This is a genomic window from Clostridium sp. YIM B02555 (assembly GCF_022320955.1).
In the GTDB taxonomy this organism is placed as follows: domain Bacteria; phylum Bacillota; class Clostridia; order Clostridiales; family Clostridiaceae; genus Clostridium; species Clostridium saccharoperbutylacetonicum.
Genome location: NZ_JAKJJY010000009.1, coordinates 146373 through 167618, shown reverse-complemented (window position 1 = coordinate 167618; position 21246 = coordinate 146373). Strand labels below are relative to the sequence as shown.

Genomic DNA, 21246 nt, shown 5'->3' with positions numbered 1-21246 from the left:
TCAAATTCAAAAATAAAAAGTTATTTACTATATAACTTGATTATAAGTAAAAAACTAAAATTATAGCATTTTTAAATAATCTTTTAACTCAAATTCTTATCATGTACAAAAAACAGCCGATTACTCGGCTGTTATCATATTAAAGAAAGATTATTTAAGGGTAAGGGGATTGTTTCTTTGGGATGACTTAATTATAACATAATATTACAAAATAATCTATACTTTTTAATAATAATTATCATTATACAAATTATGAAATAGTCCACTATTTCCGCTTCTAGGTATAAGTATAATTTTATTATTAAAATATGTTGAGCCAGATAAATTCAAAATATAACTATGTGTTTAATATCATTCCCATTCTATTGAAATATAAAAGCAATGGTTAATTAATTCTATTATTTATTGCTTTTATTATATGTATTATACGAATTATATTGTGTTTTTCTGCTTTTCTAAAAATATAAGTACGTTTTTAGTACGTTTTCATTCGTATGTTTTGCAGAAAAATATAAAAATAGAATCGCTAAAATAATGACGACTCTATTAATATACTCTTATGCTATTTTATATTTTATTTTCTCCATAAAATCCCTTAACGAAACATATCTGAAAAACAAATATTTATAATTTCCAGGTAATTCATTTCCTAACTCAGCTAGTAGCCTTTCTTCCTCATCATTTAGAACATCTAAAATATATTGTTCATCTGTGTCATGAATTTTTGGCATTATTAATCACCTTCCCTTATCCTTTATACTTCTCTGCAAAAATAAAGATATATTTTTTATATTAGATTTTTCTTGTTTTAATAGCCTAAAGAGATTGATGCACCAACGTTTCTTTATGAAATAATTATATAAAGTTATTCAATATTTGTAAAATAATAAAGACGTGAGAGTTTAGGCTTTTAAACTCTCACGTCTTTATTATAATTTTGCAACATTTTTTATTATTAATGCGGATCGGTAGAATCTAAATGATACATATTATTTTGTGTAACACTAGATATTGTGCTATTTTTAACATTTGCTTTTTCAGTTGATGTTGATGCAAATGCAACATTTGTCAATAGCATTGATACTGCAATTACTGTTAATACAATTTTTTTCATGGATTTCACCTCCTTGCATTGTGAGTATATCGACATTACGTCTCTCACTATTGTAACATAATAATGGAAATTGCGATTATTTTTCTTATTTTTCATTTACTTTTAATTTAACTAAGTTTATCCATTAATTTATTACTAAACTCTATACTTTTTTCATCATTTCGACCTCTATAATATTCTAAAATCCTTAAATAACTTAAACAATAATTTATATTTAATTCTTTTGCTTTATCTGCTATTAACAATAAATTATCTTCATCATTTTTCTTTATGTAAAGCAATACTAATTCATCTATTATATTTTTAATCAGATTTGTATTTTCCCTGTCCTTTTCTTCACATACCTTTAATGAGTCTAGAAGATAATGTTCAACATCCTCGTTTAAATTTCGGAATACTTTTGCCGCAAAAAATAAAATTTCGTTAAGATATTCATTATTAGGAATTTGTGCGTTTTTTATATACCGTCCGGCATCCCTATATCTTTTTTGATTATAATATAATTCTGATAAGTTTTTATAAGCTAATGCTGTAAAGTCCCTATCTCCACTAGCTAAATCTAGTATCTCAAAATATTCTTTTTCAGCTTCTTCAAATTTTACGAATTGATCCATTAGACAATTCGCATATACCATTTTTGCCTTTATCAATAATATTTTATCTTTCACTGGTTTGTCTATCAAAATCTTAAAATATTTCAAAGCGTTGTCATACTGGTACATTTTTTTATATACCAGCCCTTTTTGGTACAGTATTGTTTCATATACAGAATTTTGTATATTTTTATTCAATAATTCTGCATATTCTAATTCTTTAAGTGCTTCTCTATAATTAAAAGTTTTTACACTATTCATAGATTTATATATATAAAAAGTCACTTCTTCCTTAACATTGTAATACTTAATACATATTTTTATTCCTTTATTACACATTTCATTGCTCTTAATATATTGATACTTATTATAATAAGCATCTGCTAAAAATTTATATAACTCTATTTTATCATTAGTCACAATATCATATTTATCCATTAGTGTTTCAGCTTCCCTTAACTTTTTATCTATATCCATTTCTTCTTCTTTAATATTTTTAAGAATGTTTGAAAATATATTATTTGCTTGTTCATTCTCATTTTTTAATAAAAAATGAGCTGTAATAGGTTTTATATCTAATCCTTTTTCTTCTATAATGTTATTAAATCTTTCTGCAAATGAATTCGCTAAATTAAAGCTAAGGTTTTGAATTTCATTTTCAATCTTACTTAAATTTGTTCTTGAACAAATTCCATATGTAATTTCATCTTGAGATATTTTAAGCATGGATCTAAGTTCTTTTATTTTTTCCCCTTGTGTCATTATTATATTATCAAACATGTTTTTTTTGCCCCTTTTAAATTGTTTTCTTTTGTTATTTTATCTACAATATTAATTTTACTAAAATGTAGTAAAACATAAAATGCCTTTTCATTCTCCAAATTAGGCTTTTAATACCTCATTTATACATTTTTAACCAACAATAAAAAAGCCAGGAAATTAATCCCAGCCTATCTAATGGTATATTTGTAAAGCTATTTTTATCCTACTATCCCCTTGGATCTTGTGATGACATTGGATTACCCCCCTTTTAATATTAAAAAAGTTATAAATTAATTGTATAATAACAAAAATCTTTGTCAATAATTTCAAATGAATCTAAACTCAATTTATAGTTTTTAGAGATAGTAACTAACTCTAGTCATAACTCACCTGTTACTATCTCTTTTTTGCACTAAAAAATGCAGTCAAATTAATGACTGAATATCTAAAGAATATTCCGTAATAAAACTTAATATAAATTGCGATAAAGTATATCTTTCATGTAGTTCCATATATCTCTGTCTAACAGGTATCCTTTAGACCCAGCTGAACAACTAAATAATCACCATCTTGAATAATCATCTGCTGATTCTTTTCTATATAGCTCCATCCGCTTAATAAAGCATATCTAACTATTTTACAACATACTCCCGGCTTATTCAGGTTAGTATCCCAAGTAATTTTCCAATTGAAAGACACTTGAAAAAATGATGATCTATAAACCCCTGAATATATGCGTAACATGACATTATAGTCGTTCTCAATTACAACATAGTAGAATAATTTATCATCTATAACTATCTTTCTAACATCTTTTCGGAATACTTTCATTTAATCATCCCTTTATAAAATCTTTCCTACCAAATAATTAATATAAAATATTTTTAGTTCGGCACAAATTACGATTGTGAATTACATAAACAATATATAGGAATATTTTTCATATTCTTTTATAATATCGGTACGCAAATTTCACAGAAGTGTTTATTTATCATTTGTATCGCATAGCGTTCAAGGATAGATCTTTCTTTATCAAATTCGTGGTTATTTTTTGATAACTCCAAAAATATCTCCTTCCATGCTTTTTGCATAGCCTCTGCAGTATGACTTATTTTAAATACGCAATATTTCCCACCAGTAATTCTTCCAACATTAATATAGTTATTATTAACCGTAAATTCATCCGAAACAACTAAACATGTATCATAACGACAATATTTAGTTTCTGTGAATTGAGGATTGTCTTGGGCTATACCTAATATTATTGAACTTTCATTAAATAGGTCCTTTTCTCTAGCCCAACTTTTTAATCGTTCCATTGTTTGTATATTATCTGAACCGTAAGGGCCTGTTCTTCGTATATAAGCCACACGATATGATGGTATCATTTCAATATTAATATCCATAGTTTGCCTTCTTTTCTATAAAGTACATCGATGCCTGGATTTATCATATAGCGATTTAAAATGTATTTCAACTTATTTTTTAAAATTTTACACAAAAAATAAGCAGTAGTGGATTGCTCTTTGCTACTGCTTATTAAAATTACTTTTTTATTTCATTAGAAAGTAAATGATATATGCTACAAACAACAAATATTTGTGTATAAACTGTTAATATTACCAAATATAATTGTATTGCAAATAAGTAAATGTTAATATTTATTTTGACAAGTATAACCTTATATATTATTGATATTAACAACAAGATCATTTGTATAAATAGATTAAAAAATGATCTTATAACTAACAATTTATAATAAGAAATTTGTTTCTTATTTATATCATATCTGTTTGTATCAGTATTAATTGCTCTTTTTATATTTTCGCTACTCGAAGTTAATAAAATTGTAATTGAAGCAACTCCAAATGCTGCTAATAAAGATGATATTGAAATTACAGAATCATTAAAATTACTTTGGAAGTTTTGTGCATTTTGAAAATTATTAAAGATAAATATTATACACAAAATTGATATAACTAATGGTATTCCAAATAATTCTGTAAGTTCTATTTTTCTAGCTGTTTTTATAAAATTTGCTAAAATCTTTACTAGCTTGACAAGCATTTTTATTCCTCCTCTTCATTAATATCTATAAATATGTTATTGAAATATTCTTTAAAATCCTTATTAATTAAATCTTCATATTTCTCAAATATTTTTTCACTATCCACAAATCCTTCTGTATCAACCTGAGTTTTTATAAATTTACTTAATTTCATTTGCTCAGTATCTAAAGAAATTCCATTACCATCTTTTCTTCCATTAATTACAATTCTTTTAATTTTAGTCTTATTAGATTGTTTTTCGAAAAGCTCAAAATACTTTTTTATCTTAAATTTAGAAAATGAAAGCCCTGAAAATGGTCTATATATTATATCTACATCATCTCTACTTATATTCTCTTCAGAAAATTTTATATCTTCATCATTTGTAACACTTTCTTTGTCGACTGTTACTTTCAATAGTGATACTTTATCAAATTTTTCAAGTTCAGAAACAAAATCTGGTGATGGTACTATCTTTATATTTATATTATATCTCAATAGTCTTTGTTTTTCATCTTTTTGTTCATCTGTACTAAAATTTGAACGAACCCATTCTTTATATGCCTTTCTTAAATTAGCCTTCAACATACCAATTGTAACTGCTCCACCTATTCTTTCAAAGACTAACACTGCTTTATTAGTATTATCATATGTTTTTACTACATAGTGTTGATATTCTTCATCACCCTCGTCTCTATCTTTTTTATACCTGGATGTGAGAGAATTAATATCAACTACTTTGGTATTTTTATTAAATTTTATATAATTAAGTTTAACTTTTCTTACATTAGCATCTTTATCTGCTGAGTGCATGTAATAACATATATTACTCGCTTTTAATGTCACTTTCTTATCATTATATGAAGTATGAATGTAATTATCAAAATAATATTCTAACACATTAGTTAAAATATTCCCTGGATCAATTAATTCCTCATAATATTTATAATTTTCCTGTTCTGCATCTAGTACCTCTTTTTCTATTAGCAGTCTATATACTTCTGTTTTTCTTGTAATATCCATGTTAATCCCTCATTATAATATTCATATTTAACCAATTATGTGTTATAATATAGGTATATTAAACGAGCTCTATTATAACTAAGAACTCATGATTGATTGGCATTGGCATGCGTTCTTTTTTATTTGGTTATATTTACATAATACTACAATTTAAACAAGTTTTCCACAAAATAAAAATAAGAGGTAACTTAAGTATTTTTACTAAGACTACCTCTTTTGTACAACATTCTTAAATTCCAAGAGCTTTTAAAAATATTGGAGTAACAATTCTGCTAAACATATCACCGAACAATCCCAAGGCTTTTGCCACAAATCCTCCAATTTGTTGTGGATATATTAGGCACATTGCACCTATGAATAATCCAAGCACTAATCTTGATGAACTCACACTTGCACTTCTCATAATCTCATCCTTTCAAAATTATTTATTCTTTAAATGTATTAATTGCTAAATTCTCCTATTATTAGTCATTTCCTTCTTAAAAATACCTTAAAAAACTTAATTTTTAAAATAATAAAAGACATAAGGTTTCTTCAATGTCACTAAATAAACTATAATATTAATTGTAATTCTATCTTTAGCATGATATTATTAAATGAAAATAGAATATTAGGAGGAAGCTATTTATGGATTTAATAAACAATTCATTTATTCTTTTAGGATTGTTTCTAGTTTGGACTAGTATCAGTCAAGTTTTAATGTTTATATTCTTGTACAAAGTAATAACATTAAAATTCAAGATATAAATGACGATTTAAATTAGCTTAGTATGATATCTGATTCCAAAGTATTGGATATCATACGTCAGAGCATATTAAAAACAAATTAATTCAAATGATATGCTAAATAAGTTAGTAAACCATAAATAACTACTCATATTAATAAATTATAAATAAGAGAGTGATAATCTAGTAAATTATTGCTCTCTTATTTAATTTAGCAAATTCAAACGATTTATATGCCCCATATCTGACTACAATGTGAGCATTATCTATTGTTGATATATTAATTTACTTAGTTAATTAGATCTATTACACGCTTTTAGTCAAAAAAACAAATTAATTTAAAACAAAGAAAATGGCAAAGGATTTGTCCCATGCCCTACATTCTTGCTGTTTATTATTCTATTTAATCCAAGCACCAGTTTCATCTACTCTGTAACCATCTGGTGTTGTACAATTTTCATACATAGCGCCTGTATCATCAAAACAGTAACATTCTCCCTCTACCCAAAGCCACTGTTTTTTCGCCATCATACAGTTATCTCTTAGTCTATACCATTTATCTTGCCATTTAATCCAAGCATTACACATAGCATATCCATCATTGTCAAAGTAATACCATTCTCCATTAATTTGTTTCCATGCATTTTTGTAATAATAGCCATTTGCTGTATCTGTGCAATACCACCAACCTGTTTTATTTTGGTTCCAACCAAGTTTTAAACTAGGAGCAAAATTAGCTTCTCTAACCATTTCTAATGGGAAGTGCGCTCCTGGACATTCTGAACTTCCTTTTTCTCTATGTCCAAATACAGGCATATTACCATACATATTGCATAGATATTCTTTAAGTTCACACCATGCAGCAAATTGAGCATCTGGCATTTGAATTCTATTACCGTAATCACCTTCAAAACTAACTCCTAAGGTATTTGTATTGCAGCCTTGACAATGTGCTCCGATTGCTTCATCTGGTCTACCTTTATACACTGAGCCATCTAACCTAATATAATAATGATATCCTATTCCTGCCCATCCGTTTTCATTCTTATGCATATTGTGAATCTGTTCTACTGTCCAATTAATTCCCTCAGCTTCTAGATGATGCACAATTAACATTGATGGATGGTTATTCATATTCATTTCTCCAAAACTTAAACCTACATCTATAATATTCATTTTATATCATTTCCTTTCAATTAAAATAAATTAATTAATAATAGAAAGAGTAACTTTGATGGTTACTCTAATCATTAAGCCTGCGCTACCGCCTCTTGAACTGTATTTATTACAGTAGATTGAGCATTTATGTTTACTAATTTATTTTTTAGATCTGCATTTTCTGCTGTTAATTTGGCATTACTATCTTGGAGCTGTTTTAAAATTGTTGAATTATCTGTAACAGCAGCTTTTCCTTGATTTACTTCTCCAGCTATAGCTTGGCGTAAATCATCAACATCTTTTTGACTTAACTCTGGAAACTTAGTTAATACAGCTTCATTAAATGCATCTACTTTTGACGATAACTTTTCCTCTACACTTTGCGAAATTCTGAAATTCTCATCTATCATATGCCATATTTGCTTGGCTACAGCAATATAATTTTCATTCTTTAAAATTAATGTTTCTACTCCTGCCTTTTCTAATTTAGCCTCTACTAATTTCACCAAAATTGTAATTAATGCTTTTATCATTTAATATCACTCTCTTTCTTATTTAATAATTTTAGCTGCTATAAAACCAATAGCGGCAAGAACAACATATTTTATAACTTCACTTGTAAGATTTTCATACATTTTAGCTGGTTTATTCTGCAAACATTCAAGACTATTTGCTATTTTTTCAACATTCTTCTCAATAGCCTCAATTGCATCAAAAATCCTATCGAATTTTTCTTCTGTTACATCAGATCTTCTTTCAAGTTCAATAATTCTTTCATTTAACTCTTTTCTGTCAGCTTTACTCTCTTCTACTTGATGCCAAAGAGATTTTATCTTATCCTCTAAGTTTTTAATTTGAATACAGTCTTTGCAATCATTCATACGTCACGCCCCTATTTCAACTTTTTATTTTTAATTAATTTATTGTTCGAACGCATAATTTAAATAAATTAATGCAATAATAAAGATAAGAAATAACAATAAACGCAATAGTGCCTTATTGTTTATATCTTAATAAGCCTCTATGGTGATTTATACTAGCACTATTAAATTAACCATTTAGGCTTATTTTATTCATAGAATTATTTGTTAAAAATAAGCAATAGAAAAACACCTTCTTGGTGTTAATCTATTGCTTATAATTTATTATTTAATAGTTCGTCCATTTTTCCAATTGTGTAGCAATATAAAAAGATACCTACATTTCAATAAGTACCTTTTATAAACTTTATATTTAATTATCTTTTCAAAAAACACTTTATGCTATTACAGTTGAAGGTATTTTAATTGTTACTGTTCCTCCAGGTAGTATATCTCCAACATTAACAATAATATTTTTAGATGTTGAACTTGAATCAACTGTTCCTTGAGTGGTTGTTACTCCACTAACATTAAAATCTATATGATTAGGTGCTGGATCACTTACTACTACTGCTTTAGCTGTTTTTATCCCAGTATTAGTTATTACAAGAGTATATGTAAAATTGTCTCCTATCCATACGTCTTTTACATCTGCTGTTTTTACTAAACTTAATGTAGTGTCAGATGATCCATGAAATATAATCGTAACATCGCCACCAGGATTATTAGTATTGGTACCTTTGGCATGAGCAATATTAGTTATATAATCTGTGTCAGTTGGTTGTGGATCTGGCGTTGGTATTGGTTCAGTTTTTTTAGTTACATTTATAGTACATGATGCACTTAAATTGCTACCATCTGTTGTAGTTGCTGTTATTGTACAAGTTCCTTCTTTAATGGCATTAATTTTTGTAATTTTACCATTAGTAGGATCAACTTCTATTGTTGCTATTGAAGGATCACTCGATGTCCATGTTACTCCTACTGCTGAGGGCGTTGTTATTGCAGTTAGTTTATCTGAGTCACCTTCTATTAAACTCATTGTTGATTTATCTAAGGATATTGACTCTCCATATGACACTAAATGTCCATCCGTATCTATTGCATCTAAGCAAAACCAACTGTCATTAGATGCTGGAATATTAATTATAACATCATGTCTCTTATTTTCTAATCCATTTTTCACATAAAAAGCAGTCTGATTACCTGTAGGTGAAACCTGATTAGACGTAGCACTTCCATAAGCTGAAAATGTTTCACTTGTTTCCCCTCTATCAAAACTTATAGTACAATCCTTAGTTCGATCATTACATATATAGTCTATTAAAGCTATGCTTGTTCCATAAAATGAAAATTTGATTGTTCCCCCACCACTTCCAGAATGTAATTCCTTTCTATTTCCACCATATAACAAATTAGATAACTTTTGAGTTGTACTAGAATAATCAACAAAATTATCAGAATATAAAATACTTTCATCCTTATCATCATATCTGTTATATCCTTGTAATGGTTGATTAAAATACTTAGTTCCTCTTTGATACTGAGCAAGTGTATCTGCATTAGCAACACTCCCATTTTGAATCATTCCAATCCCAATAATAGCTAAAGCCATCACAAACATTATACTAAGCTTTTTAAAGTAATTTCTCATTTATCATTTCTCCCTTATTTTTCAATAATAAATGAACGCGCGTTCCATATATTTATTTTAGTTCTAATACCAATTAAATCCAACAACAATCGTAATACAAATTCCTTTATATTTAAGAATTCCAGTAAATTTTTATATATTTAATTATCCATATTTATACTATATTACTTAAAATGGATAACAAAAAAAGACCTTTTATTTAAGCCTTCTATGTTATCTATATTTATTTTATTGATAGCTATTACTATGATGCACTAGTTTCAGTATATTTACTTTCTGCTAATTGCATTAACTTTGTATACTCATCTTGCGTAATTACATTGAATGCAAAAAATACACCTAACTTCTTGTCTACATCATCCTTAGTTACATAAAATTTGTTGTTAATAAGATTTTCCATTATTATTCCCATTTTATTTACCTCCATTTTCTTTTAATAATATTTGTTCTTGTAAATCTGCCAATTGAGCTTGAGTTTCTAACAATTGCTCTTGTGCTTTTTCTAAATCTGTTTTAGGTATATCTTCAAATATTGGTACATTAGGTATTTTACTTGTATCAATGCCTTTTAGAATTTTACCTTCTGGAATTTCTATTTCTAAATAATTTAATTGTCCTTGTGGTTTTTGGTAACTTCCTGTTATCGGTGAACTAAAAATAGTTCCTGTATTATCATAAATTATTAATGTCTTCATTCTTTATCGCTCCTTCTCTTTTTTAACTAAATGCAAGCCAGTATGCTGTAAAACCACCAGCTCCATATATAGGCACAGTAAATCCATTGGTAACTGAATTAATATTAAGATATCGAGTTGGAGTAGTACTATTAAAAATAATGTAACAATTTGATGGTGCTCCATTTGTGTTTATATTGTTATACAAAGTAGTAGTGCTAGAATAACCATTAATTCCTGGATAATTAACTATTACTAATGATGGTGTAAAAGCTAAACCTGTTACTGATAAGTAATAATAATTAGTACCACTAAAATTTAACATACTTGTACTTACTAGAGCTTGATTACTTGCATATAAGTGACCTCCTAAACTTTGCACTGTTGCATTTCCCCAAAGCCCCAATATACTTTTACCACTTACAATATTTGCAGCATTGTAATTGCCATCGTCTACATATGAAGCAACTGATCCATCATAATATCCTGCTTGTGGTCTTACATATATTCTGCCAGCACCAGTCCCAGCTATACTATTTGCTGGACTATCTGCACCACTATGATTAGGCATATTACCAGTAACCTTGTTTCCGTTTATATAAGCAGTTTGTCCATTTAATATCTGTCCTGCTACTGCATTTGCATCTGCTGTATCTACAACACTTGCTTTTCCACTAACACCATTTATACTTACTCCGCTTTTTATATTCCCACTTACTAAGTTGCTTAAATCTAAAGTTCCTACTAATCCAGTATCATTGTCATTACTGAATTTCTTTCCGGCTAGTACATTGGCAGCTACTGCATCACCCTCCGCACTAGCTTTGATAAAAAAACAATCACCTGCTTGGTTATACCAAACTGTATATGCCTTCCCAGTGATTAAATTAGGTGCTGTTGTTGTTCCTGGTTTATATAGTTTTTTTCCATTTATAGTTGTTGCAGCTCCGCTATTATTTGCACTTGCTATAAAAGTAATTGGATAGCCATTTACCAATGTTCCTTTAATTGTTACTGTTAACGCTGTTGCTGTTCCTCCTGCGGTTTGGTACACAATGTCTGACAATTGCGCATTAATTTTATTTTCATATTCTTCTAAATCTTCTTTAGTGACAAATACCAATGTTGGATCAAGTTCTAAACTTATATTCTTTGTATTTGATACTGCTAAAATCATTCTTAATATTAATTCTTTTGTGCTTCCATCTTCAGCAATTGGCTTATAACTTTCTGCACATTTAGCGACTGCTAACATGTTTCCTTCTGCATCAAATACACCGTACTCCCGTATCATGAATCCTCCAACATTAGCAGGTATCATTAAGTTTATTTTCATCCAGTTTGGATTATCTGCATCAATTTCTATATCAGTTATATTTCCTTCATAAACAGTGTGAACCAAATCTTTTTGATCCTCTGTGGGCTCATAATAGCTTCCACTGCCATCACCAATTTTAAATTTAACAAAGTTAACTTTGTTACCCATAACTCCACTGTTAGCAATTTTTGCTTTTCCTATATTAGTTAATATAGTATAAAACTTCTCAGCCAATTTTTATTCCTCCTTTGGATATGTTGTTATTGTTTCTGCTCCTGCATAAGCTGTCATTGGAATAAATACATCCATACTATTCTCTATCTCAGATGGTGTCCAAGGATATGTCGTTATAATTTCACCTTCAAAATTAACTCCAGAAACATAAAATTCACCTTGCGTAACAGAAACCAAATCATATTTTACACATAAATGTGCTGGCTTTAATTCATCTATGATTTCGTAAAAACTATCTAATCCCTGTGGAAAACCTTCATAGCTTTCTAATATTAATGCAAACCAATAAGGCTCTATATTCTCTATTAATTCTGTTTTACTTGCATAAGTATTACCAATCTTTATTGCTGTCTCTTTAGAGAAAATACCTTGTCCTCTTTCCTTGGCTTTTACAGCCTTTCTACGTTCTTCATAAGAATAACTATACTTAGTTTTTATTCCATAAGCTTCTTCCCACAAATTAAGTCCCCAAGTAGCTGTATTAATATTAAACTGATTCTTTATATCTTCAATGTAATATACAAGTCTATCTAATTCTGCCTTTTGTGCATCATAAATAGCCTGCATTTCTTTATTATTTTCATAAATAAGCTGAGGTACATATTTTTTTAAATTAATTGAATAGGTCATTTAAATCACCTCAAAATTAATAGCATCAGCATCTAAGGTTGCAATTTCTTGATCTTCTAACGTTATATTAGATGTTCCATCATTAATTCTAAGTTCTGAATAATCTAAAACGCCTAATATATTTAAAATTAAATTTCCGATTTTTGCTATACTTACATAAGATATATTATTATCTGATGATTTAAATTTAATAGTTTTTAAATATTCATTAACCAAAATTTCAAAATTATCTCGTATTTTTTCTAACGTATATCCTTCATCAAGAACTATCTTTGCAGTTATTTTTATAGCTTTTTCTACTGCACTTACTACAGTTAAAGTTCCAGCTAATATCGGTCTTGCTTTGTCTATATGATTATAAACTTCTTGAATTAACTCTTCAGTAGCTGCCTTATTATTACTATCTGTAATTATTATCTTAACACTCCCTGCTCCAGGTACACATTTTGCTTCACCTACACCAGTAACTTCTTTAGCCCATTGTTCATACTGATACTTATTTCCACTAGCATTTGGTCTTTGCATTTCTTCCAGTAATCTTTCACGATAGGATTCATCATCTTCTATATCTACTCCATATTTAACTATTTCTATATTTTCTAAACTTGCTATACCATTTAGAGATTTTAATAATAGTTTAATTCCACCTAACGCAACATTCCCTATTGTTCCAGCAACTGTACAAGTAGCATTAACCGTAACTTCACCATTAGCAGGTATTACTACAGTTTCATTAATCATAAACTGAATAGCTGCCGTAATTTCTGTTGATTCTGTGCTAACTATTCTTCCTGCACTAATTACTCTACCTTCTTCACCAACAAATTTCATTTTATGTATAGCGTAATCAGCACTTTTTTTATATATTCCTTTGCTTTCTCCTATTTCAACTAAATCCCCATCAGTAGCTGTTTGGGGAAAACGAGAATAAAGAATTTTCTTTAAGGCTATATTCCTTATTCTTGCTGATTCATCTGCCATCGGTTTAGTAGCATTCCAAAATACATCCCCTTCAATGGTATTTATATTATCAGGTGCATTATCTAGCATTTCTTTGTGTATTTCTTCAGATGTTTTTGTTATATAATCCGGCAATGTAATATTTGTTGCCATTTAACTAATCACCCCTCTGTCTGTTTACTTTGTAGTGTTGCAGAACCAAGACTTGATGTAACAGTACAAGTAAAATATAACTCATCATCTTTCCAAGTAAAAATAAAATTATCCACTTTTATAGTAAGTGGATGTGCCATTAATGCTTCTATTGTCTTTCTTTGTTCTTCAAGCTCTACAACATTTCTGTCTAAACTTATGTTTGCAAATTCTCTTCCAAATTTATTAGAATAAGCCATATATTTATTTCTATTTATAAGCATTGCTAATTCACACCATTGTAGATAACTTTCAAAACTATCTAATAATTTTACAGTTCCATCAGGATTTTTTATAAATTCCATCGTTTGAAAATCTATAGCATATGTTTTCTTCTGCACAAAATTTTCTGTACTTTCATTTGTTATTTTCGTTATTGCGGTGTTAATTGGATATAAATTAGCCATTACTTGTTACCCTCCCTATAATCACACATGCAGTTCCCAAAAGTGCTACTAAAACTCTATCCCCAGTATTTATTTTAAAATTATCAGGAGTCTGAATAGTGTGAGAATGTTCATTATTAGTACTAGTTGTATAACTACTTTCTAATAGCAACTGATCTAATATTAAGCAATCTTCTCCAATATATTCATTAGTTTGGCCATCCACCAATACACCAGATAAAGTTTTAGTTCCTAGTGCTACACCAGTACCAAACATACTAGTTACTATATGTTTACTAACTTTATTGTTAAAGGTTCTCCCTAACTCTTGCATATAATCAACTTTATTTTGCATAAAACTTACTCCTTATTAAATCTAAAGAGTCCATAGCTTCAATTTCCATAGAATCATCTCCTATATCATGTGTTATACTAGTAACATAATAATATTTACCATATAAACTCACTTTATCTCCTGCCCTTATATCTGCAATATCCTTACCACATTTAAACGTCCAAACTTCTTCACCAGTATTAAACATAGACTTTGCTTTTTCTTGAGCTTGTGAATAATCAGTTACATTGCTATCTTGTACAATCTTTTGAAAAGTACCATAGTAATCAGTGTATTGTGAGAAAACTCCAATTGTAGGTGAAGCATCATAGTTTTTTACACTTTCCTTTTTATCTTTACCTGCCTTCGTTTTTTCTCCTGTAGCAACCGAAACATTCTTATTCTCTCCTAAAACTTTTACTTGAGTTATAGCTCCACTTAATGAAGATTTCCTACTAGAATCTTCTCTTATACTTTCTAATTTATAAATTGTAGTATTACTTCCAAGCTGAATAATATTAAAAGAATCTTCCATACGATATTTATAGAGATTACCGCCTTTTTGTGCAGTCTCTTTTAAAAATCCCCATAACATATTAAATAAAGTAGATGAACTTCTATACTTAGCAAGTCCAAGACTGGTATCTAAAAAACTACCTATAGGTATTCCCCAATCATTGCATATTTGTGTTGCCCTTTGGTTAGCTGTCTGCCCTTCTGGGAAAGCATATTCATCTTCACTTTCTTCCATATTTACAGTACGCTCCTTAGCTGTAAAATCTATTGTTTTTTCACTATCACTTCCATCTATATCATAAATATATCCATCAAACAATTTCTTATATTCATGTGTAAGAAATGTATAATCATAAAGCTGAACACTATCATACTTACTCATCCCTATATTAACTAACTCAGGGTTTTTAATTATTTGTGCATTTAATGTATATGCTATAGTATCTATACTTTCTTTTAATGTAGCTTTAGTGCTATGTAATGAAATTTTATATTTATTTTTCAGTATCAAATCTATAAATCATCACACCTTTGTTACATAATCCAAACATACATATCCACCATGATCTCCCCAATATGTGTCAGCCCAACTACCATATTGCCTAAATATAGTTAATTCTTCTCCACTATAAGCAACTCCTAGAATAGTGTGATCTGTGCCTGGTCCATCTCTTACATTTAATGCGCTTGCTGTAACTTTTACTATATCTCCATCTTTATAAGTATCGCTACCATCGCTTGATATAGAACTATCACTCCTACTATTTAATCCTCCATAGTAACTATTAGATGTATCGATTGTAGAAATGGTCATTTCTCTATGATTTCTAAAAGTTAAACTTGCATAGATATCGCCAACTTCTCCACCTCTAATTTCATGTGAAAATTTACTTATAGTAATCAATTCATTAATATTTATATCTGTCACTATTAGTCTTACTGGAGCTTCTTGTTGTTGCCAGTTTTTAATTAATGAAACAGTATCATTTGGTGATAATTTTATATTATCTCTGCAAAAAGCCGAATCATATTCTACTGGAAATAATGTATCAAAAGAAATTTCTTGAATATTTTCACCTGGCTTAAATATATCAACCTCACCAAAATTTAAAATATCAACCGTTTTAAATCTTCTATTAGTTGTTAATGAAAGGTTGTTCAATGGATTAACTACAAAATGATAAGTGTAATTTTTGCTTTCATCAATTAAATATATATCCAAACCTATTAACTCCCCTCTATTTTTTAACATAAGAAAAAGCACCTAGTCTTCTAAGCGCTTTATTAGTAATTTATTATGTTATTTTTTTAATCCCAGTCTTTCTGCTTCATTTCTAATTTCAATAGCATCTTTATCTACTTGACTACTAAAATTAGAGTATGTTTGCAAGTCCCCTGATTTAAAAGCTTCTAATGATTTCTTATGATTTTCAACTGCGCTAATGCAATTATCCATAATATTCTTCAAACTCTCATCAGTGATATTTCCAGAAGAATTTTCTTTATGTAATTCTTCTAGTATTTTATCGTGCTCTTTAATTTCTTCATCAATTATATTTTTGTTGTTAATGTCATATAATTGATTTAGACTGCTTATCTTTTTAAAAGTCGTTACTATTTTAGATGCTTCAATTTTTCTTAAATCGTCTCTAGTATAAATGGTATAACCTTTTATCTTTACAACCAATCTTTCCGTATAACTTAAATCTTCATAAGCTCTATGTTCTTTATATCCTTCAATATTTTTACATACTTGATTAAATGATATTCCTAATATAACTGCCATTAATATCAAAATAGATGCGATTATTTTGACAAGTTTTCTATGCCTCATGTATTATTCCCCCTTATCCCATATTATAGCATCTATGCTTGATTATTCAATACTTCCATAAATTGTTTGGCAAATTCTTGAGTAGCCTGTTTGACAATAGCAGCTTTATCAGCCATATTATTTATATTTATTCCACCCATACTAAAGCTAAAGCTATTACCACCGCCTGCAACCGCTAATTGAGGTTGATACACTTGCACCTTTTGTGGTGGTATTTGGTTTGCAACTTCTTGCCTTACATCATTCTTCATTTCTGACATAGAATTCATATGATTTTTGATTTTCGTACCTCTTTGTAAATTAACTACTGGATTATCATTGTATTGTCCAATTATAGGCATCGTTCTATCTGATAGTTCCCATCCTCTTTCATTTACTGTAGATAGCCCAGCTTTTGCATAATCAGTACCTGATGCATTTTCTTCTACTTCTCCACCAGCACTTACATGGGTTCTATTTGTATCATAATTATCTTGCTCTGTTTGAGTATAATCAGAATTACCACCTTTAACAAAGTTTACAAATGCTGTCCAAGGATGACTAGCAATATACTCTAATTGTTCAAGTAGTCCAGTTGTTTTATTGGTTACTTCATCTGCATTACTTGTAATATCAGCTTGAGTTTCATTAGGAACTTGCGCTATAGTATCAGTTGTTTTACTAACTTCACTTGTAGCTTCATTTGCATTGCTATTAATATGAACATCAGCACTGGCAGGAATATCATCTACTGAACCCTTATATTCATGCATTTCAGTTATTTGTCCTAAAGCGTTAGATGTTATCTCCATCGGTGTTCCATTTATATCGATTATTCCAGTAATTGCTTCACCAGCAGCACCTTTAACACCTTGCAATTGACCTATAACAGAACCAGTTGAACTTATTATTTGATTATTAGAATCTAATGTACTTCCAGTTAAAGCACTTAATGAATTTTGTATTCTCATTTTTTCTGTTTCATGAGTTTCGCCAAGTTCTTTTACTTTTTGCTTCAGTTCATTAGTATATCCGCCAGACCACCCAGCAGTTTTACTCCAGGCTCCATTAATCTCTCCAGTATCTTTATCAACAGTAGCATAAATATCTTCCATTTCTCCACTTGTAGTATTCTTAATTCTATACCAACCTTCTTTAGTAATCTGCTCTAAATCCTGAAAGTGATTTTTTAAATAATCTGTTCCCTTATGAGCTGTTATATCTGCATCACTAAACTTTTCACCAGTTTTTTCATTAAGCATTCCTCTAGCACTATCATAATGAGAATATATTACTTCTCTATCTGATGAATATCCTTCATTTTCTTTTTTAACTTCTTGATCTCGTGCGCTTTGCGCTTCATCTCTACCTTTTGTAAAATTTTCTCTTTGTTCATTTGTTAAATCATTATTAGATAATAAATCATTATAATACGCCAACGTACCTTGATAATTATTTTCTATTTTATCTAATGAACTTTGATGATTCTTTGCTCTCTCTTGTAGTAATTCACTAGCGCCATCAATTCCAGTTATCTTACTTGCATCATTTTCAAATTGACTTTTTGCAAATGCTTGATCGTATGCATTTTGTGCTTTTGTATATTCTAATTCAAGAGCTTTAGCTTTAGCTATCTTATCTTGAATTTCCTTTAAATCTTCATCTAAAAGTTTTCCATGTTCTTTTATTTTATCACTTGCAAATTGATATATTTCATCTCTTATCTCTAGTTGTTTATTTGTACCAGTTTCAAAGAAAGTACCTAATGACTCCATGACTTTTTGTTCTGTATCACTTGTCACTCCATCTAAACTAAATGTTTTTTGGAACTCTGATTGTATCTTTGAGCGTTGTTCTTTCATAGCATTAATATTTTCATAGGCTACCTCATTAACATAATTTTTTAAATTATTAAGGCCTGATTCATCTGATATTCCATTACGATTTAACTTTTTTAAGTCCATTTCTATTTTTAATAAACTTTTAGATGCATCTTGAGCGCCTTTTTTAAAACTATCTGAGACACCTTCTCCAAAATCATCATAAATTGCACCTGCATCAACCATTTCCTTTTTAGATTTATTCAAGTGACCATTTAATTCATTCATAACTTTTTCCAATGGTCCTAATTCTTCTGTTGTTGTGGTGATGCTTTTTCTCATTAAATTATTTTCTGTAACTGCTGCTGCTCCAATAATAGCAAATGTTCCTGCTACCGCTAATCCTACTGGTGTAAAAAATGCTGGTAATATTGCCCCTGCTTTACTTCCAATTGAAATTAATCCTCCGATAGCGGATGTTATCCCCCCAATCAACTTAGTAACTGGTCCAATTGCTGCTGCTCCTAATGCCATTTTCACATAAAAGTCTTGCTGTTGTGGCGATAATTCTGAAAATTTATTTGCTAAATCTTGTACATAGTTTGCAGCCTCAGTTATTTTTGGGGCGAATGCTTCTTCTAATTTAATTCCTGCAGTTTCTAAACTTCCTGTCATCTGTTCAATCGCAGATTTAGCATTATCTTGCATAGTTGAAGCCATTTCTTTAGCAGCACCATCTGAATGTATATAGGAATTTGTTAAATCATCTAATGCACCAGAACCATTTTTAATTAATGTGAGTATACCGCTCATTGCCTCTTCACCAAACACTTGAGCAATAGTATTTTGCTTTTGTTCATCTGTCATTTTTGCAGTAGATTTACTTAAATCACTAACAACTTCACTTAATGATTTCATTTTATGTTGTGAATCATAGGCGTTAAATCCCATTGCTTTCATTGCCTTTGCTGATTCGTCACTTGGTTTAGCCAATCTTGAAAACATAGCTCTTAATGTAGTTCCTGCCTGACTTCCTTTAATACCAGAGTTAGCTAGTTCTCCTATAGATGCGGCTACAGATTCAAGACTCCAACCTGCAGTTTGTGCAACTGGTGCTATATACTTCATTGCTTCTCCAGTATCACTTACTGCTGCATTCGTAGCTGCTGCATTCTTTGCCAGTACATCAGCTACATGACCTGCATCACTAGCAGCCAAACCAAATCCTCTTAGAGTACTAGCTGCAATGCCTGAACTGCTTGCAAGGCTTTCACCCGAACTTGCTGCTAAATCAAGCAAACCTGGCATAGCACTCATAATTTCACTAGTAGAAAAACCTGCACTAGCTAGATTTTCCATACCTTCAGCTGCTTGTTTCAATCGTTATATATAGGCTCTTTATCCTATACCCTCCGCATTTCTTACAGAGTATCGGAGTACATTTTCACCTTCGGCATTATCCGCTAAGGTGGCAACCACTCTTGGGAACATTATATTTATTCAGTTCCTACTCTCTACGGTGGGTTATAGCCTTTCGCAATCTATAACCTTACCTCGGTATTACCATATTATTTAAATAACTTAGGTTTCACCGATTTTGGTCGCTTATTTGTTCTATAAATTTCTTTATAGTGTGCCAAAAAGTTTAGCACTAAATGCGGTATCAGCTCCAAGTTGTAGTGATTGATCATGTAGTTTTTCAAACTCATTTCCAGTTGCACCACTTATTGCTTTAACTCTAGACATTTGACTTTCAAAATCCATTCCTACCTTTGCTGCCGCTGCACCTAAGCCAATTAAGGGTAATGTAACTCTTGTACTTAAATAATCTCCTGCACTTGAAATTTTATTTCCTATATTGCTATCTGAAACTTCAGCAGTCGGATTAACACTAGTATTTTTCAACTTATCATCATGACTATGAACTTTGTTAAGATAAGTTGATGTCTGATCATTTATTCTTACATTTGCAGTAATATTAGCATTATCTAACCTTTTTATAGTTGTACTGATATGCTCTAATTTACTTGATGCTCCATCAATAAGCTTTACTGTTGGGCTTATTGATGTACTGTTTAATTTTCTTGCTTTACTTTCTATTTTTTCAACTATTGGTGTAGTTAAATCTTTAATTTTACTTGTTGGGCTTGCTGTCAATTGACTTAAATTTTTAAACTTCTTTTCAACTTTTTCAGTAGCACTTTCAAGGTTTGATATTTTCTTTTTTGCCTCACTATCACCATCTACTTTAATAGATATACCTAATGAATATACTTCTTTATTTGCCATTACTTTTTACCTCCTTTACTAGGAGTTTGTAATTTGCTAACCTCATAGTCACTAAATGCAAACATTAATTTTTGTGAAATTTCATTGTTTGGAACTCCATAAAAATCATGAGGAGTTATATGATGCATTGTAAAAATATTAT

Annotated in this window: 24 protein-coding genes; all 24 read right to left on the bottom strand. The window is 29.5% G+C overall.

Going from position 1 to position 21246, the window contains the following annotated elements; genetic code table 11:
- Positions 1-557: 557 nt before the first annotated feature.
- The 24 genes from L3B98_RS14735 to L3B98_RS14620 all read right to left on the bottom strand — a co-directional run bounded on the left by L3B98_RS14735 (position 558) and on the right by L3B98_RS14620 (position 21104).
- Complete coding sequence (locus L3B98_RS14735) at positions 558-731, bottom strand: hypothetical protein (RefSeq protein ID WP_238917281.1); 174 nt, start codon at positions 729-731, stop codon at positions 558-560.
- 224 nt (positions 732-955) lie between these two features.
- Positions 956-1114: a hypothetical protein gene (locus tag L3B98_RS14730; RefSeq protein WP_238917280.1), complete on the bottom strand. Its 159-nt coding sequence runs from the start codon at positions 1112-1114 to the stop codon at positions 956-958.
- A gap of 107 nt (positions 1115-1221) precedes the next feature.
- Positions 1222-2487: a helix-turn-helix transcriptional regulator gene (locus L3B98_RS14725; RefSeq protein ID WP_238917279.1), complete on the bottom strand. Its 1266-nt coding sequence runs from the start codon at positions 2485-2487 to the stop codon at positions 1222-1224.
- Between the two features lie 504 nt (positions 2488-2991).
- Entirely contained in the window at positions 2992-3300 is a 309-nt protein-coding gene (locus L3B98_RS14720) for a hypothetical protein (protein WP_238917278.1), read from the bottom strand.
- A 119-nt stretch (positions 3301-3419) separates the two neighbouring features.
- Positions 3420-3875, bottom strand: a complete 456-nt coding sequence (locus tag L3B98_RS14715; RefSeq protein WP_238917277.1) for a GyrI-like domain-containing protein — start codon at positions 3873-3875, stop codon at positions 3420-3422.
- 139 nt (positions 3876-4014) lie between these two features.
- Positions 4015-4536: a hypothetical protein gene (locus L3B98_RS14710; RefSeq protein ID WP_238917276.1), complete on the bottom strand. Its 522-nt coding sequence runs from the start codon at positions 4534-4536 to the stop codon at positions 4015-4017.
- A 2-nt stretch (positions 4537-4538) separates the two neighbouring features.
- On the bottom strand, positions 4539-5540 hold the full coding sequence (locus tag L3B98_RS14705) for a hypothetical protein (protein WP_238917275.1): 1002 nt from the start codon (positions 5538-5540) through the stop codon (positions 4539-4541).
- A gap of 229 nt (positions 5541-5769) precedes the next feature.
- Positions 5770-5943 (bottom strand): hypothetical protein, encoded by a 174-nt coding sequence (locus L3B98_RS14700; protein WP_238917274.1) that lies wholly within the window; start codon positions 5941-5943, stop codon positions 5770-5772.
- A gap of 722 nt (positions 5944-6665) precedes the next feature.
- Positions 6666-7442, bottom strand: a complete 777-nt coding sequence (locus tag L3B98_RS14695; protein WP_238917273.1) for an N-acetylmuramoyl-L-alanine amidase — start codon at positions 7440-7442, stop codon at positions 6666-6668.
- Between the two features lie 74 nt (positions 7443-7516).
- The gene (locus L3B98_RS14690; protein WP_238917272.1) at positions 7517-7957 is read right to left on the bottom strand and encodes a hypothetical protein; all 441 of its coding nucleotides are present in this window, start codon (positions 7955-7957) and stop codon (positions 7517-7519) included.
- A gap of 18 nt (positions 7958-7975) precedes the next feature.
- Positions 7976-8305, bottom strand: coding sequence for a hypothetical protein (locus tag L3B98_RS14685; protein ID WP_238917271.1), 330 nt, complete (start codon positions 8303-8305; stop codon positions 7976-7978).
- Positions 8306-8681: 376 nt separating this feature from the next.
- Positions 8682-9938: an Ig-like domain-containing protein gene (locus L3B98_RS14680; protein ID WP_238917270.1), complete on the bottom strand. Its 1257-nt coding sequence runs from the start codon at positions 9936-9938 to the stop codon at positions 8682-8684.
- Between the two features lie 244 nt (positions 9939-10182).
- The gene (locus L3B98_RS14675; RefSeq protein ID WP_238917269.1) at positions 10183-10350 is read right to left on the bottom strand and encodes a hypothetical protein; all 168 of its coding nucleotides are present in this window, start codon (positions 10348-10350) and stop codon (positions 10183-10185) included.
- Position 10351: 1 nt separating this feature from the next.
- Positions 10352-10633: a hypothetical protein gene (locus tag L3B98_RS14670; RefSeq protein ID WP_238917268.1), complete on the bottom strand. Its 282-nt coding sequence runs from the start codon at positions 10631-10633 to the stop codon at positions 10352-10354.
- A 22-nt stretch (positions 10634-10655) separates the two neighbouring features.
- Positions 10656-12164 carry a phage tail protein gene (locus tag L3B98_RS14665; RefSeq protein ID WP_238917267.1) on the bottom strand — a complete coding sequence of 503 codons (1509 nt, stop codon included), beginning with the start codon at positions 12162-12164 and terminating at the stop codon, positions 10656-10658.
- A gap of 3 nt (positions 12165-12167) precedes the next feature.
- Entirely contained in the window at positions 12168-12794 is a 627-nt protein-coding gene (locus L3B98_RS14660) for a putative phage tail protein (protein ID WP_238917266.1), read from the bottom strand.
- Positions 12795-13907: a baseplate J/gp47 family protein gene (locus tag L3B98_RS14655; RefSeq protein WP_238917265.1), complete on the bottom strand. Its 1113-nt coding sequence runs from the start codon at positions 13905-13907 to the stop codon at positions 12795-12797.
- A gap of 8 nt (positions 13908-13915) precedes the next feature.
- Positions 13916-14353 carry a DUF2634 domain-containing protein gene (locus L3B98_RS14650; RefSeq protein ID WP_238917264.1) on the bottom strand — a complete coding sequence of 146 codons (438 nt, stop codon included), beginning with the start codon at positions 14351-14353 and terminating at the stop codon, positions 13916-13918.
- Entirely contained in the window at positions 14346-14687 is a 342-nt protein-coding gene (locus L3B98_RS14645; protein ID WP_238917263.1) for a hypothetical protein, read from the bottom strand. The genes L3B98_RS14650 and L3B98_RS14645 overlap by 8 nt, the downstream gene beginning before the upstream one ends.
- Entirely contained in the window at positions 14677-15693 is a 1017-nt protein-coding gene (locus tag L3B98_RS14640; protein WP_238917262.1) for an XkdQ, read from the bottom strand. The genes L3B98_RS14645 and L3B98_RS14640 overlap by 11 nt, the downstream gene beginning before the upstream one ends.
- 12 nt (positions 15694-15705) lie before the next feature.
- Positions 15706-16434 carry an SH3 domain-containing protein gene (locus tag L3B98_RS14635; protein ID WP_238917261.1) on the bottom strand — a complete coding sequence of 243 codons (729 nt, stop codon included), beginning with the start codon at positions 16432-16434 and terminating at the stop codon, positions 15706-15708.
- A 48-nt stretch (positions 16435-16482) separates the two neighbouring features.
- Positions 16483-17016 carry a hypothetical protein gene (locus L3B98_RS14630; RefSeq protein ID WP_238917260.1) on the bottom strand — a complete coding sequence of 178 codons (534 nt, stop codon included), beginning with the start codon at positions 17014-17016 and terminating at the stop codon, positions 16483-16485.
- A gap of 32 nt (positions 17017-17048) precedes the next feature.
- A complete protein-coding gene (locus L3B98_RS14625; RefSeq protein WP_238917259.1) occupies positions 17049-20195 on the bottom strand; it encodes a phage tail tape measure protein in 3147 nt (1048 codons plus the stop codon).
- 246 nt (positions 20196-20441) lie between these two features.
- Positions 20442-21104, bottom strand: a complete 663-nt coding sequence (locus L3B98_RS14620) for a phage tail tape measure protein (protein ID WP_238917258.1) — start codon at positions 21102-21104, stop codon at positions 20442-20444.
- Positions 21105-21246 lie beyond the last annotated feature (142 nt).